Origin of the sequence: Klebsiella sp. DY2415 (assembly GCF_026314315.1) — a bacterium.
GTDB classification, from domain to species: domain Bacteria; phylum Pseudomonadota; class Gammaproteobacteria; order Enterobacterales; family Enterobacteriaceae; genus Klebsiella; species Klebsiella ornithinolytica.
The window spans coordinates 4,123,402-4,136,801 of the sequence record NZ_CP111115.1; the positions used below are offsets into that span (position 1 = coordinate 4,123,402).

Consider the following 13,400-nt stretch of genomic DNA (forward strand, 5'->3'; position numbering starts at 1 on the left):
CTTGATTATGAGTGAGTAAGCACTCATTATTAAGACGAATATGAAAGTCGTCAAGACGATTTTCAATTTTTTAACATCCACCGTTGCAGTGCCATGACATGGCGTGGTTAGATCGGGGTTTGATTTCGCGTGAGGTAAAATGTAGTGGCTCGTCCTAAGAGTGAAGATAAAAAACAAGCGTTGCTGGAGGCCGCAACGGCCGCCTTTGCCCAGTCGGGTATCGCCGCCTCAACATCGGCCATTGCCCGTAGCGCCGGGGTTGCCGAGGGGACGCTGTTCCGCTATTTCGCCACCAAGGATGAGTTACTCAACGAACTGTACCTCTCGATCAAATCGGGGTTAGTTAAAGCGATGGTCTCCGGACTGACGCCAAACGAAAAACGGCCGAAAGAGAACGCCCGCAATATCTGGGACAGCTATATCGACTGGAGTATTCGCCACCCGATGGAGCACAAGGCGATTCGCCGGATGGCGCTCAGCGAACGCATCACCGATGAAACCCGAACCCGCGTGAGAGAGATGTTCCCCGAGCTCAACGAAATGTGTCAGCTATCGGTCAAGCCGGTCTTTCTCAGCGACGCCTACAGCGCCTTTGGCGACGCCCTGTTTCTTTCGCTGGCGGAAACCACTATCGAATTTGCCAGCCACGATCCGCAGCGCGCCCGCGAGCTGATCGCCCTCGGTTTTGAGACCATGTGGCAAGCGCTTCACGAGAACGACGCCTGATGGACCGCGCTTCGCTGCACGCCAGCGCCCACCGGATTGCGCTCAGCTATCCGTTTACCGAACACTGTTGGCCGTTCGGCCCGGAGTATGACGTGTTCAAAGTTGGCGGGCGCATTTTTATGCTCACCATGACCCTTCGCGGTCGGGCGCTGGTGAATCTGAAAGCCGATCCGCAAAAATCGCTGCTCAATCGGGAGATTTACCGCAGTATTGAGCCGGGATATCACATGAACAAAAAACACTGGATCACCGTCGTCCCCGGCGAGGATATCAGTGAGGATCTGCTGGCCGAACTTATCGATGATTCATGGAATCAGGTGGTGAATAAGCTGACAAAAAAAGAGCGGATTCGGCTCCGTCCGGAAGGATTTTCAGGCTAGCGCGATAAGTGTTATCGCATTTTTGTCTCTTATCATTTCCCCGCCTTCGCTGTACTCTTCTCCCACTAAACGCCCCGTAAGGGGCTGTAAACTCGAATTATCTTGAGCATAAACCGTGAGGAAGAGTTATGGATATCGTCTCCGTTGCCTTAAAGCGTCACTCCACAAAAGCCTTCGATGCCACAAAAAAACTGACGGCTGAAGAAGCGGAAAAGCTGAAAACATTGCTGCAATACAGCCCGTCGAGCACCAACTCCCAGCCGTGGCACTTTATCGTTGCCAGCACGGATGAAGGGAAAGCACGGGTGGCGAAAGCCGCCAGCGGCACCTATGTTTTCAACGAACGTAAAATTCTTGATGCTTCTCATGTCGTGGTTTTCTGTGCCAAAACCGCCATGGACGACGCCTGGCTGGAGCGCGTGGTGGACCAGGAAGAGGCCGACGGACGTTTCACTACTCCGGAAGCCAAAGCCGCTAACCACAAAGGCCGCGTTTTCTTTGCCGATATGCACCGTAAAGATCTGCATGACGACAACCACTGGATGGCGAAGCAGGTTTACCTCAACGTCGGCAACTTCCTGCTCGGCGTCGCGGCAATGGGGCTGGATGCCGTGCCGGTTGAAGGGTTCGACGCCGCGATTCTTGACGCCGAATTTGACCTGACCGCACAGGGCTTTACCAGCGTGGTTATCGTTCCGGTCGGCCACCACAGCGTGGAAGATTTCAACGCCACGCTGCCGAAATCACGCCTGCCGCAGGCGACCACCATCACCGAGATTTAATCTCCCCGCGCACGCCGCTCGCCGGCGTGCCAGATTCGTTCTGCATAGCGGCCAATCACCGCCAGCGAAACGGCGAGGATCAGGAAGAACAGCACCTTGTGCATCCCGTCCCAGAAAAACTCGAAAAAACGCGTATAGAGATTGATAGCCAGGAAGGTCAGGCCAAAACCGCGCAGCATTCCGTCATCCGTTTTCAGACTGATATAAATACAGACGCCCGCCGCGACGCCGAATAACAGCGCCCACGGCAGCTGCTGCAGCGGTGAAATGCTGTACCAGGCGTCGGGATCCCGATAGCCAAAAATCGACAGAATCCATAGCGCGATAAACAGATACGTCAGGCCCATGGCCTTACTGACGGTAAACAGCCGGCGCTGAAGCAGCCACTTTTGCAGCATAAAACAGAGCGCCAGCAGCACGCCACCGAACAGCACAAAACGCAGCGGATAGTTCATGCCCAGCCAGTAGGCCCCCCACCCCGCCAGGTAGCCGGTTTCCGCTCCGAACCAGTTGCCCAGCGCCAGCAGGAAGAACAGCCACACCAGCCCGGAACGGGCCGCCAGGCCGATAGCACCATAAATAGCGCAGCCGACCAGAAACAGTGGCGCAATATGGCCGCTGCCGTCATCCAGCCGCACGCCGAGTTGCCACAGCGCCAGCGCGGTAAACACCACGCCGACAAACAAAATCGCCTCACTGCTGTAGTGCCAGTGCGAGGCCTGCCGCTGGCGACGGAATCCCCAGAGGTAGCAAACCAGCGCCACCGCCGCAGGCAGCGCAATCCGCGCCAGCGCCGAGTCGCTGAACAGGCTCACCAGCCAGGCAATCAGTTCACTATCGGCGAACAGGCTGCCCAGCGCGATCAGCAGGCAGGCCAGCGCCGTCCAGAAGGCATAGCGGCTCAGTCGCTGCCAGTCAAAGGTGCTCACGCGCAAAGTGCCCGCCAGCCGCTGGCTTTCCGCGTGGCTCAACTCCCCCGCGGCCTGCCATTCATCCAGCGCCTGCTGAATCACCCGCTGTTGTTTCCTGGTTACGTTCATCTGCGTTCCCTGTCGCTATAAGAGAGAATCCTGTTTATCCAGCCATGCCAGCGCCTGCTCGCCGGCGTCGTCCATCGGCAGGTATACCAGCAGCCGGGAGCCATTACGCGGGGCGGAATACCAGTACATCTGCTGCAGACTAAAGCGTCCGAGCTGGGGATGATTGAAATTCTTCACCTGATTTTCCACGCCGCGGACGTCATAACGCTGATGCCACAGCGTTTCAAATTCGGCGGAGGCGGCAAAAAAGCGCGCCAGCTTATTTTCCCACAGCGGGTCGCCCCGGTGTTCGGCCATGGCCGCGCGGAAATAGGAGACAAACGTCGGCAGCACATCGCGATTTTCAATACGGCTGCGCCAGGTCTCGTGGGTGAGATAGAGATAAATACAGTTACGGTTTTCTGCGGGAAGCGCGGCAAAATCGACGCCCATCAGCCGACAAAAACTGTCGTTCCACGCCACGATATCGAAATTGGGTTTCTGGATGCTGGCCGGCTGCGGCATCAGGCTATCGAGCATCCGCCGGGTCCCCGGAGCGATCCCTTCACATACGTTGACCTGCGTGGTTTCCGGCGGCGTCAGACCGGCCAGCACGAACAGATGGCGCGTCTCCAGCGGACTGCACTGCAGCGCATTCGCGACGCCCACCAGTACCGATTCCGACGGATTAACCTCCCGCCCCTGTTCCAGCCAGGTATACCAGGTCACGCCGACATCGGCCAGCATCGCCACCTCTTCCCGGCGCAGCCCGGGCGTGCGCCGCCGCCCTACTCGCGGCAGGCCAAGACGCTGCGGATCAAGGCTTTCACGTCGGGAGCGCAGAAAGGCGCCCAGCTGCTTACGGCTATCGTCGGGCGCTATCGGCACCGTTTCACGTTGCGGCATTCCCGTCATATTGACTCCAGCATGGTAGTACCAATACCAGTATAGACAGGAACTGGTACCCGTTTAATTTATCGGTAATGCTACGGCCATCCGCTGAATGACGCAATGGAGAGATCCGATGAATTCGTCTGCTGTTTCACCCGGCCGCGCCGGTTTACTGCTTCTGTTGACCGGCCAGATGCTGCCGCTGATCGACACCTCAATTACCAACGTGGCGCTGGACTCCATTACCCATTCACTGGATGCCAGCGCCACCCAGCTGGAGCTGATCGTCGCGCTCTACGGCGTCTCTTTTGCGGTGTGCCTGGCGATGGGCAGCAAACTGGGCGATAACTACGGCCGCCGCCGTCTGTTTATGTGGGGGGTCGCGCTTTTTGGCCTCGCCTCTTTGCTGTGCGGCATGGCCAACTCCATCGGCGGGCTGCTGGCGGCCCGCACGCTGCAAGGCGCGGGCGCGGCGCTGATTGTGCCGCAAATCCTCACCACCCTGCATGTGACGTTGAAAGGCAGCGCCCATGCGCGCGCGATCAGTCTGTATGGCGGGATTGGTGGGATTGCTTTTATCGTCGGGCAGATGGGCGGCGGCTGGCTGGTCTCGGCGGATATCGCCGGCCTGGGCTGGCGCAACGCGTTCTTTATCAATGTCCCGATCTGCCTGCTGGTGCTGGCGTTTAGCCCCCGCTATGTCCCGGAAACCCGCCGCGAAGCCCATTCGGCTATCGACTGGCAGGGCACCTTCAGCCTGGCGCTGATCCTCTGCTGTCTGCTGTTTCCGATGGCGCTGGGGCCGGAACTTCACTGGCCGTGGACGCTCCAGCTTTTGCTGGTGGCCGTGCTGCCGCTGCTGATCTGGATGCGGGCCAGCGCGTTGCGTAAGCAGCAGCGCGGCGAACAGCCGCTGCTGCCGCCCCGTCTGCTGAAACTCACCAGCATTCGCTTTGGCATGGCTATCGCCCTGCTGTTCTTCAGCGCCTGGTCCGGCTTTATGTTCTGCATGGCGCTGACCATGCAGGCCGGTCTCGGCATGGCGCCATGGCAGTCAGGCAACAGCTTTATCGCCCTCGGCGTGGCCTATTTCCTCTCTGCGCTGTACGCGCCGAAGCTGATTGCCCGCTTCAGCATGGGACGTATTCTGCTGATTGGGCTGGTAGTGCAGATAGCCGGTCTGCTGCTGCTGATGGCGACCTTCGGTCACTTCGGCGCTCACACCTCGTCGCTGGCGATGGTGCCCTCTACCGCGCTTATCGGCTACGGCCAGGCGCTGATCGTTAACAGTTTTTATCGCATTGGCATGCGCGATATCAGCGCCAGCGATGCCGGTGCCGGGAGCGCCATTCTCAGCACCCTGCAGCAGGCGACGCTGGGATTAGGTCCGGCAATTCTCGGCTCGCTGTTTTTAACCCTCGCTCAACGCGGCGGCGGCACCTATCCGCAGGCGCTGATCGATTTCCTGGCCGTGGAGGTGGCAATGATGCTGCTCTTAGGCGCGATGGCCCTGCGGCTGCGCCATCATCTCAATATTCGTCCGGTGGCTACCGCCTCATAATCCATCATTGCATGACGCCTGATTTGCATAATATACATCCAGCGGTCATCATTACCGCTGGATGTACAGGAGACGTTATGCAGGAATTAATCTCACAAATTGCCGCCTTAGGCATCGAAATTACCCCCACCACTTCACTCATTATTATCTTCGGCATTATTTTACTGACCGCCATTGTCGTTCATTTTATTTTGCATAAAGGCGTGCTGCGCGCCTTCGAAAAGCGCGCGCAGGCCAGCAGCCATTTGTGGCTGCAAATCATCACCCAGAACAAACTGTTTCACCGGCTGGCCTTTACCCTGCAAGGGATTATCGTCAATGTGCAGGCGGTGCTGTGGCTGCAAAAAGGCAGTGAAGCCGCCAATATATTGACCACCTGCGCCCAGCTGTGGGTCATGATCTATGCCCTGCTGTCTTTCTTTTCACTGCTCGATGTGGTCTTCAATTTATCGCAGAAATTCGCCACCGCATCCCAGCTGCCGCTGAAGGGGATATTCCAGGGCATTAAGCTGGTCAGCGCGATTATTATCGGCATCCTGGTGATCTCATTACTGATTGGCCAGTCGCCGGCAATATTGATCAGCGGCCTCGGCGCCATGGCCGCGGTACTGATGCTGGTATTTAAAGACCCGATCCTGGGTCTGGTTGCCGGCATTCAGCTTTCCGCCAACGACATGCTGAAGCTCGGTGACTGGCTGGAAATGCCGAAATACGGCGCCGACGGCGCGGTCATTGATATTGGCCTCACCACGGTGAAAGTCCGTAACTGGGACAATACCATCACCACGATTCCTACCTGGTCGCTGGTCTCCGACTCCTTTAAAAACTGGAGCGGGATGTCCGCCTCCGGCGGGCGCCGCATTAAGCGCAGCCTGAATATTGATACCACCAGTATCCATTTTCTCGATGAGCGGGAGCAGCAGCGCTTAATTCAGGCCCGGCTGCTTAAGCCCTATATGGACTCGCGTCATCAGGAGATCAGCGAGTGGAACCAGCAAAACGCCGCCGACCATTCGGTGCTGAACTTGCGCAAGATGACCAATATCGGCACCTTCCGCGCCTATTTACAGGAGTATCTGCGCAACCACCCGCGGCTGCGCAAAGATATGACGATGATGGTGCGCCAGCTGGCGCCGGACGCCAACGGCCTGCCGATTGAGATCTACTGCTTCACCAGCACCGTGGTATGGGCAGAATATGAAAGTATCCAGGCGGATATTTTTGACCACATTTTCGCCGTGGTGGACGAATTCGGGCTGCGTATCCACCAGTCACCGACCGGCAACGATATACGTTCGCTGGCGGCGGCAAATCACGGGTAAGGGTAAGGCTCAGGCACTGGCGCGGGCAATGATGCGCCAGTCCATCATCACCCGTTCGGCGGTGGCCTCCGGGTTGTCGATTTTCTTCAGCAGCAGGGTCACCGCCGTACGGCCAATGTCGCGCGACGGCTGTTCCACGGTGGTCAGCTGCGGCGAGACCATCTCCGCCAGCTCCGTACCATCAAATCCCATGACCGCAATATCGTCCGGCACCCGCAGTCCGGCCTGGGCGATCGCCCGCAGGGCGCCCGCCGCCAGCGAGTCGGCGACGGCAAATACCGCATCCGGCCGCTCTCTGGAGGCCAGCAGCGTTTCCATTGCCGCTTTACCGGCGGCGGCGCTGAGGTCGCTGGCATAAGCCACCTGCTGCCAGGCCAGTTCACGCACATGCAGTACGTCTTTATAGCCGCGCTCGCGCAGGCGGGCATAGCGATAGCTCAGATCGTGGTTAATCAGGGCAATGCGCCGATGACCGCTCTCCGCCAGCCGCGATACCGCCCCCTGCGCCGCATCGATGTCGTTAATGCCGACGCAGGAGATACTGCCGGCATCGGCATACTCGGCGCACTGTACCCACGGCGCATCACCGATCATCGTCGTCAGTTCCGGCAGACTGGAGAGCGCGTTCATCGTAATAATCCCGTCGACCACTTTCCCCGACAGCAGCCTCAGCCCGGAAGTCGAGCGCGCCAGATCGGACCCGGAATTACACAGTAAAATACGGTAGCCGTGCTTCTCCGCCTCCTCTTCAATGCCCTTCACCACTTCCGCACAAAACGGGTTCGCAATATTCGACACCATCACCAGAATCATATAGCTCCGTGCCGTCCGCAGCTGGCGGGCCAGCAGGTTAGGCTGATAGTTGCTCTCTTTAATCGCCTGCAGCACGCGTTCGCGGTTCTTCGGTTTAACGGTATCGCTGTTATTCAGCACCCGCGATACGGTTGCCACTGAGACACCCGCCAGACGGGCGATTTTCTGAATTGACATAAAGGCGGCACTTCCTGGGATAAGGGGAATAATGCGCAGGCTACCATAAACGGGCCGTCGGTGTGCAGCGGGGCGCGCGCCAGCCCGCTGATGCCCCTACGCATCGTGATGGAAAACTATTAATTATCAGGGCTATTATCCTTGCGCGTTAAGCGCGATGATTTTTCAGGTAACATAAACACCGCGCTCGGGCGCCGATAATTATAAAAGCTTACTATCAATACGTTAGGGATGATGTCATCAATGAAAATTCAAGTCGCACTGCTTGTCCTCGGCGGTTCTCTCGCCGCCCTCACCGGCTGCACCGCCTCAAAATCATCGCCGGAGCGCCATGCGTACTATTTTGTCGCCCATCGTTCTGATTTTGTCGGCGGTAATTTTGCCGTTAACCGGCAGGAAAATTACCGCTTAAATCTGCCGACCTTCACCGAGATCTATCACCGCGGCAAACAGGACCGAACCGCCGGCGTCAGCGAAAGCGATGCCCGACGCAATGCCGATGCCATTAAGCAGCAGGTTATGAAGGGTACCCGGTCACAACACACCTTCACCGGCAATGCCAGCGATAGCTGGAATAATGACATGGAGAATAAAGACGCGGTGCTGTTCGGCAACGAACTTTCCGCCGCCTATCTGGACGGGTATCTCGGCGTAAAATAAGTCATTGCGCGCCACCGGAGTGGCGCACAACCTGCCGGCTATCGCCTGACGCTGACCCAGCGCTGCTGCCGATGGCTTTGCAAAATCGCGTCAACGATATACATCACATCCGCCCCTTCATAAAATGAGGCGAAACGCCGTTCGTCGGCTGCCGGCATCGTCCCGGCGCGTACCGCCTGATAGAAGCTCAACATCATATTCTTGAAGGCGTCCGGCCACCCCTCATTATGCCCGCCGGGGAAGTGGGCGCTGGCGGCGATGTCCGCCTGCATCAGACTCGGGTCATCGCTGAGCAGCTGATTTGGCTGCGCGCGCTGGCCAATCCACAGCCGCTGCGGAAGCTCCTGATCCCACGCCAGCGAACAGCGGCTGCCGTTAATTTCAACCGCCAGGCGGTTCTTTCTTCCGGCGCTGACCTGAGAAACGGTAAAACAGCCTTTGCTGCCGTCATCAAAGCGAAACAGCACGGACCCCATATCTTCCGTATCTACCTCGCGCACCTCAAAACGCGGAGATTCCCCCGTCTGGCTGAAGGTGGACTCGCCGGAAACGGCCGCGTGGCGCGTCGGCCAGACGATAGAAAGATCCGCCATCACCTCGGTGATGCGCCTGCCGGTCATAAACTGCACCGTGTCGCACCAGTGGGAGCCGATATCCGCCACCGCCCGCGAAGCGCCGCCCAGCGCCGACTCCACCCGCCAGTTATAGTCACTTTGCTGCACCATCCAGTCCTGCAAATAGCTGCCGTGCGCCGAAAAAAGCCGTCCGACCTGCCCGGCGCGCATCATGCTGGCGGCCTGCTGGACCATCGCGAACTGGCGATAGACGAAGCTTACGCCGTGCACCACCCCCGCCTTCTCCGCCAGCGTGACCAGTTCACGCGCCTCATCCGGAAGCATGCACAGCGGTTTTTCCGAGAACAGATGCAGCCCGGCGTGCAACGCCTGGCGGTTAATCTTCGCGTGCAGGTGGTTCGGCGTGCAGTTATGTACCACCTGTAAACCGGGATGTGCCAGGAGTTCCTCAACCTGACCATAAGCATGAGCCACATTCAGCTGCCGCGCTTTTTGCTGCGCCTGCGCCAGATTGCTGTCGCACAGCGCCACCACCTCGATGTCCCCGACCCGGCGCAGCGCTTCAATATGCGCCGGACCAATAAATCCAGTCCCAACAATGCCAACCTGAATCATGCTTGCCCCTCGCGACCGCTGGCGAAATCATCAAACGCCCGTTCGGAGACGGGAATAATATGGCGGCGGATAAATTCGCTGCCTTCGCGCGCGCCGGCCTCCGCCTCCTTCAGGCAGCACTCCCACTCCAGCACCGCCCAGCCGTCAAAGTCGTACTCGGTCAGCTTGCTGAAAATGCTCTTGAAATCAATTTGCCCATCCCCGGGCGAGCGAAAGCGCCCCGCCCGCTGCAGCCAGTTCTGATAGCCGCCGTACACGCCGCTGCGGCCGTCGCGACGAAACTCGGCATCTTTGACATGAAAGGCTTTGATCCGCGAATGGTAGATATCGATATACGCCAGGTAGTCCATCTGCTGGAGGTGCAAATGGCTGGGATCGTAGAGCATATTGCAGCGCGGATGGTTATCTACCCGCTGCAGGAAACGTTCAAAAGTCACGCCATCGTGCAGGTCCTCACCCGGATGAATTTCATAGCAAAGATCGATCCCCTGCTCATCGTATAGATCGAGGAGCGGACGCCAGCGCCGCGCCAGTTCATCAAACGCCTCATCAATTCGTGACGGATTATGCGGCGGCCAGGGATAAAACAGAGGCCACGCCAGCGATCCGGAAAATGTCGCATGGGCCTGCAGGCCTAAGCGCGCCGAAGCCACCGCCGCCTGACGTACTTTTTCCACCGCCCACTGCTGGCGTGCCGGCGGATTTCCGCGTAGCGCGGCGGGGGCAAAGGCGTCGAACGCCGCGTCATAGGCCGGATGAACCGCCACCAGCTGCCCTTCCAGATGGGTTGAGAGCTCGCTGATGGTCAGACCATGTTCCGCCAGTCGCCCGCGAATCTCATCGCAGTAGGTCTGGCTCATCGCCGCCCGTTCAACATCAAAAATAGCCGGATGATTACACGGGATCTGTAGCGCCTGATAGCCCAGTCCGGCGGCCCAGGCGGCGATCCCGTCCAGGGTGTTAAACGGCGCCTGCGCGCCGATAAACTGCGCCAGAAAAATCCCCGGTCCCTTCATCGTTTTCATACCCCCTCCTGATAGTTAATACTGCTCTTTCTCGCGATACTGGAAAGAGAAAAGGAAAATCAGCGCGATAACCGCCGCGGCCACCGCCGGGATCCACCAGAAGGTGACCCACGCCTGCGGTACGGTCTGCCCGGCCACCAGCTGGTTATACAGCGCGCCGGAAATTTGCGATCCCAATAGCATCCCGATGCCGTAGGTAAACATGACGATCATGCTTTGCGCCTGGCCTTTGACCTTCTCTCCCGCCACGCGGTCGGTATAGATAAAGCCGACGACAAAAAAGAAGTCGTAGCACACGCCGTGCAGCAGGATGCCGAGATAGAGCAGGAAGCGCCCCTCTTCGCTCACTCCAAGGGCAAAGAAGGCATAGCGCACAAACCACGCCACCATCCCGACCAGCAGCATGTACTTGACCCCGAGACGGCGAAACAGCAGCGGGATCACCAGCATAAACGCGATTTCCGACATCTGCCCAAATGACATCGCGGTGCTGACATCCGCCACGCCGGCATCCGCCAGCCAGGAGGCGGTGTAGGCATAGTAGGTCCCCAGCGGAATCGAGATCAGCGTGGCGCAGAGTGAGAAAATAAAGAAATGGCGCGTCTTGAGCAGCGCAAACGCATCGGCGCAGAGCAGGTCGCGAAACTTCAGCGGAATGCCTTTCGCCGCTGCCGGCGTATGCGGCAAAGTCAGGCTGTAGAGGGCCAGTAAGACCGAACACAGCGCCGCCAGATTAAAGATAGCCGTGGTATCGGAAATTCCGCTCACGCCAATACAAATCCCGGCAATAATCCAGCCGATGGTGCCAAAGACGCGCACCACCGGGAAGGTTTTATCAACATTATTCAGGCTGTGGAAAGCGATATTGTTGGTCAGCGCCAGCGTCGGCATATAGCACAACGTATAGCCAAACAGCAGGCCGATAAGCAGCGCGCCATTGTGCGCGACCAGCGCCTGGGGGACGAACCACAGGATCGCGGCTCCCGCCAGGTGCATCACCGCCATCACTTTCTGCGAAGCAAAGAAGCGATCGACCAGCATCCCCAGCACAAACGGCGACAAAATCGAGGCAATAGGCCCGGCAGAGAACGCATCGCCAATCAGCAGCGCCATATCGTAGCGCGTCATCACCAGCCCCAGGGTCACCGACCAGCTTCCCCAGATAAAAAACTGCATAAACATCATTAACGCCAGGCGCGGCACCAGAAACCGGTGCTGCACGCCAACGCTTTCACGTCCTTCCGTCGTTGATACCATTTTGTCCTCCCTCAAAAAGTAATCGATTACAAAACGTCACGAAATAAAAAGTAATCGATTACAAAAAGAAGATCCTGCGCTAATTACGCTAAGCGCGAAGACGATCACAATAAAAGGCAGAACGCCCCGGCGAAGGCCGGGGCAAGGAGGCATTACGCCGGACGGCGCAGCAGCTTAAAGACGATAAACAGGAACAGGATCCATACCGGCAGCAGAATGGCCGACAGGCGCATCCCGTCGATGGTGCACATCAGCACCAGAATCAGCGCAAGGAAGGCAATACAGAGGTAGTTGCCGCCCGGTGCCAGCAGCGCTTTGAACTTCGGCTCCCGCCCTTTTCGACGCTGGGCCGCGCGGAACTTCAGGTGCGCCATGCAGATCATGATCCAGTTCAGCAGCAGCGTTGCCACTACCAGCGCCATCAGCAGACCCAGCGCTTTCTGCGGCAGCAGATAGTTCAGCAGCACCACCAGCGAGGTAATCACCCCGGAGAGGATCAGCGAATTGACCGGCACGCCGCGTTTGCTGACGCGGGCCAGAAACTTCGGCGCATTGCCCTGTACCGACAGACCGAACAGCATGCGGCTGTTGGAGTAAACGCCGCTGTTGTAGACCGACAGCGATGCCACCAGAATGACGAAGTTAAGTGCAGAAGCTACCACGTTACTGTCAAGATTATGAAAAATCATCACAAACGGGCTGCTGTCGGACTTGATTTCCACCCACGGATAGAGCGCCAGCAGCACCACCAGCGAACCGATATAAAACAGCAGAATACGGTACACCACCTGGTTTACCGCCTTCGGAATGCTCTTTTCCGGATTTTGCGCTTCGGCGGCGGTAATACCAATCAGCTCCAGGCCGCCGAAAGAGAACATAATCACCGCCAGAGACATCACCAGGCCATGCCAGCCGGTGGCGAAGAAACCGCCGTGGCGCCACAGGTTGTCAAATCCGGCTTTGCTGCCGCCGTGGCCGCCAAACAACATCCACAGGCCAAAGCCAATCATGCCGATAATCGCCAGCACTTTAATTAAGGCAAACCAGAATTCCGCCTCGCCATACAGGCGAACGTTAACGAGGTTAACGGCATTGATGATGACAAAGAAGGCCGCCGCCCAGACCCAGGTCGGCACATCCGGAAGCCAGTACTGCATATAGATGCCGGCGGCGGTGAGCTCAGCCATCCCCACCAGCACAAACATCACCCAGTAGTTCCAGCCGGAGAGAAAACCGGCAAACGGGCCCCAGTATTTATACGCGAAGTGGGCAAAGGAGCCGGATACGGGCTCTTCGACCACCATTTCGCCAAGCTGGCGCATGATCAGAAAAGCGACGATCCCGGCGACGGCATAGCCGATCAGGACGGCCGGCCCGGCCATCTGAATCGCCGGTCCGATACCGAGAAACAGGCCGGTACCGATAGCGCCGCCGAGGGCAATGAGCTGAATATGTCGGTTCTGTAAACCGCGATGAAGCGTCGGGCCGCTCTCCGCTGTGGCATCTGACTGCGTTGACGCGTCTTTCACGTCTTTCCCCTGTGAGTTTTTATGAAGGGGCACCTTTTAACACTTCTGCTCGCCCGACTTCAAGTTGC

The 13,400-nt window shown here is 58.1% G+C and carries 13 protein-coding genes; 6 read left to right on the top strand and 7 right to left on the bottom strand.

Going from position 1 to position 13,400, the window contains the following annotated elements; translation table 11 throughout:
* The first annotated feature begins 144 nt into the window (after window positions 1–144).
* From OQV00_RS19620 to nfsB, 3 genes are all read left to right on the top strand, one after another.
* Complete coding sequence (locus OQV00_RS19620; RefSeq protein WP_004859175.1) at window positions 145–726, top strand: TetR/AcrR family transcriptional regulator; 582 nt, start codon at window positions 145–147, stop codon at window positions 724–726.
* On the top strand, window positions 726–1,106 hold the full coding sequence (locus OQV00_RS19625; protein ID WP_004859171.1) for an MmcQ/YjbR family DNA-binding protein: 381 nt from the start codon (window positions 726–728) through the stop codon (window positions 1,104–1,106). Before OQV00_RS19620 ends, OQV00_RS19625 begins: the two co-directional genes overlap by 1 nt.
* 128 nt (window positions 1,107–1,234) lie before the next feature.
* Entirely contained in the window at window positions 1,235–1,888 is a 654-nt protein-coding gene (nfsB, locus tag OQV00_RS19630; protein ID WP_142631602.1) for an oxygen-insensitive NAD(P)H nitroreductase, read from the top strand.
* Here nfsB and OQV00_RS19635 read toward each other — a convergent pair.
* Window positions 1,885–2,928, bottom strand: a complete 1,044-nt coding sequence (locus tag OQV00_RS19635) for a DUF2157 domain-containing protein (protein ID WP_065905960.1) — start codon at window positions 2,926–2,928, stop codon at window positions 1,885–1,887. The genes nfsB and OQV00_RS19635 overlap by 4 nt on opposite strands.
* A 15-nt stretch (window positions 2,929–2,943) precedes the next feature.
* Entirely contained in the window at window positions 2,944–3,822 is an 879-nt protein-coding gene (locus tag OQV00_RS19640; RefSeq protein ID WP_004859162.1) for a helix-turn-helix transcriptional regulator, read from the bottom strand.
* Window positions 3,823–3,931: 109 nt separating this feature from the next.
* On the opposite strand from OQV00_RS19640, the gene OQV00_RS19645 reads away from it, so the two are divergent.
* Both OQV00_RS19645 and OQV00_RS19650 read left to right on the top strand, forming a co-directional pair.
* Entirely contained in the window at window positions 3,932–5,359 is a 1,428-nt protein-coding gene (locus OQV00_RS19645; protein ID WP_015584952.1) for an MFS transporter, read from the top strand.
* Between the two features lie 77 nt (window positions 5,360–5,436).
* A complete protein-coding gene (locus tag OQV00_RS19650; protein ID WP_004859156.1) occupies window positions 5,437–6,681 on the top strand; it encodes a mechanosensitive ion channel family protein in 1,245 nt (414 codons plus the stop codon).
* A gap of 9 nt (window positions 6,682–6,690) precedes the next feature.
* Here OQV00_RS19650 and OQV00_RS19655 read toward each other — a convergent pair whose 3' ends face one another.
* Complete coding sequence (locus OQV00_RS19655; RefSeq protein ID WP_266279280.1) at window positions 6,691–7,671, bottom strand: LacI family DNA-binding transcriptional regulator; 981 nt, start codon at window positions 7,669–7,671, stop codon at window positions 6,691–6,693.
* Between the two features lie 243 nt (window positions 7,672–7,914).
* On the opposite strand from OQV00_RS19655, the gene OQV00_RS19660 reads away from it, so the two are divergent.
* Entirely contained in the window at window positions 7,915–8,331 is a 417-nt protein-coding gene (locus OQV00_RS19660) for an Exc2 family lipoprotein (RefSeq protein WP_004859150.1), read from the top strand.
* 38 nt (window positions 8,332–8,369) lie between these two features.
* Here the strand turns inward: OQV00_RS19660 and OQV00_RS19665 are convergent, their stop codons facing one another.
* The 4 genes from OQV00_RS19665 to pheP form a co-directional block, all read right to left on the bottom strand.
* Window positions 8,370–9,521, bottom strand: coding sequence for a Gfo/Idh/MocA family protein (locus OQV00_RS19665; RefSeq protein WP_004859146.1), 1,152 nt, complete (start codon window positions 9,519–9,521; stop codon window positions 8,370–8,372).
* Window positions 9,518–10,546 carry a sugar phosphate isomerase/epimerase family protein gene (locus OQV00_RS19670; RefSeq protein WP_004859143.1) on the bottom strand — a complete coding sequence of 343 codons (1,029 nt, stop codon included), beginning with the start codon at window positions 10,544–10,546 and terminating at the stop codon, window positions 9,518–9,520. Before OQV00_RS19670 ends, OQV00_RS19665 begins: the two co-directional genes overlap by 4 nt.
* A gap of 15 nt (window positions 10,547–10,561) precedes the next feature.
* Window positions 10,562–11,767 carry an MFS transporter gene (locus tag OQV00_RS19675; protein ID WP_162268840.1) on the bottom strand — a complete coding sequence of 402 codons (1,206 nt, stop codon included), beginning with the start codon at window positions 11,765–11,767 and terminating at the stop codon, window positions 10,562–10,564.
* A gap of 188 nt (window positions 11,768–11,955) precedes the next feature.
* Window positions 11,956–13,332, bottom strand: coding sequence for a phenylalanine transporter (gene pheP / locus OQV00_RS19680; protein WP_004859136.1), 1,377 nt, complete (start codon window positions 13,330–13,332; stop codon window positions 11,956–11,958).
* Between the last annotated feature and the right edge of the window lie 68 nt (window positions 13,333–13,400).

Excerpts from the sequence above, each read along its gene's own strand:
- OQV00_RS19650 (WP_004859156.1), top strand. The coding sequence starts at position 5,437 with ATGCAGGAATTAATCTCACAAATTGCCGCCTTAGGCATCGAAATTACC.
- OQV00_RS19640 (WP_004859162.1), bottom strand. The coding sequence starts at position 3,822 with ATGACGGGAATGCCGCAACGTGAAACGGTGCCGATAGCGCCCGACGAT.
- OQV00_RS19645 (WP_015584952.1), top strand. The coding sequence starts at position 3,932 with ATGAATTCGTCTGCTGTTTCACCCGGCCGCGCCGGTTTACTGCTTCTG.
- nfsB (WP_142631602.1), top strand. The coding sequence starts at position 1,235 with ATGGATATCGTCTCCGTTGCCTTAAAGCGTCACTCCACAAAAGCCTTC.
- OQV00_RS19665 (WP_004859146.1), bottom strand. The coding sequence starts at position 9,521 with ATGATTCAGGTTGGCATTGTTGGGACTGGATTTATTGGTCCGGCGCAT.
- OQV00_RS19655 (WP_266279280.1), bottom strand. The coding sequence starts at position 7,671 with ATGTCAATTCAGAAAATCGCCCGTCTGGCGGGTGTCTCAGTGGCAACC.
- OQV00_RS19660 (WP_004859150.1), top strand. The coding sequence starts at position 7,915 with ATGAAAATTCAAGTCGCACTGCTTGTCCTCGGCGGTTCTCTCGCCGCC.
- OQV00_RS19625 (WP_004859171.1), top strand. The coding sequence starts at position 726 with ATGGACCGCGCTTCGCTGCACGCCAGCGCCCACCGGATTGCGCTCAGC.
- OQV00_RS19635 (WP_065905960.1), bottom strand. The coding sequence starts at position 2,928 with ATGAACGTAACCAGGAAACAACAGCGGGTGATTCAGCAGGCGCTGGAT.
- OQV00_RS19670 (WP_004859143.1), bottom strand. The coding sequence starts at position 10,546 with ATGAAAACGATGAAGGGACCGGGGATTTTTCTGGCGCAGTTTATCGGC.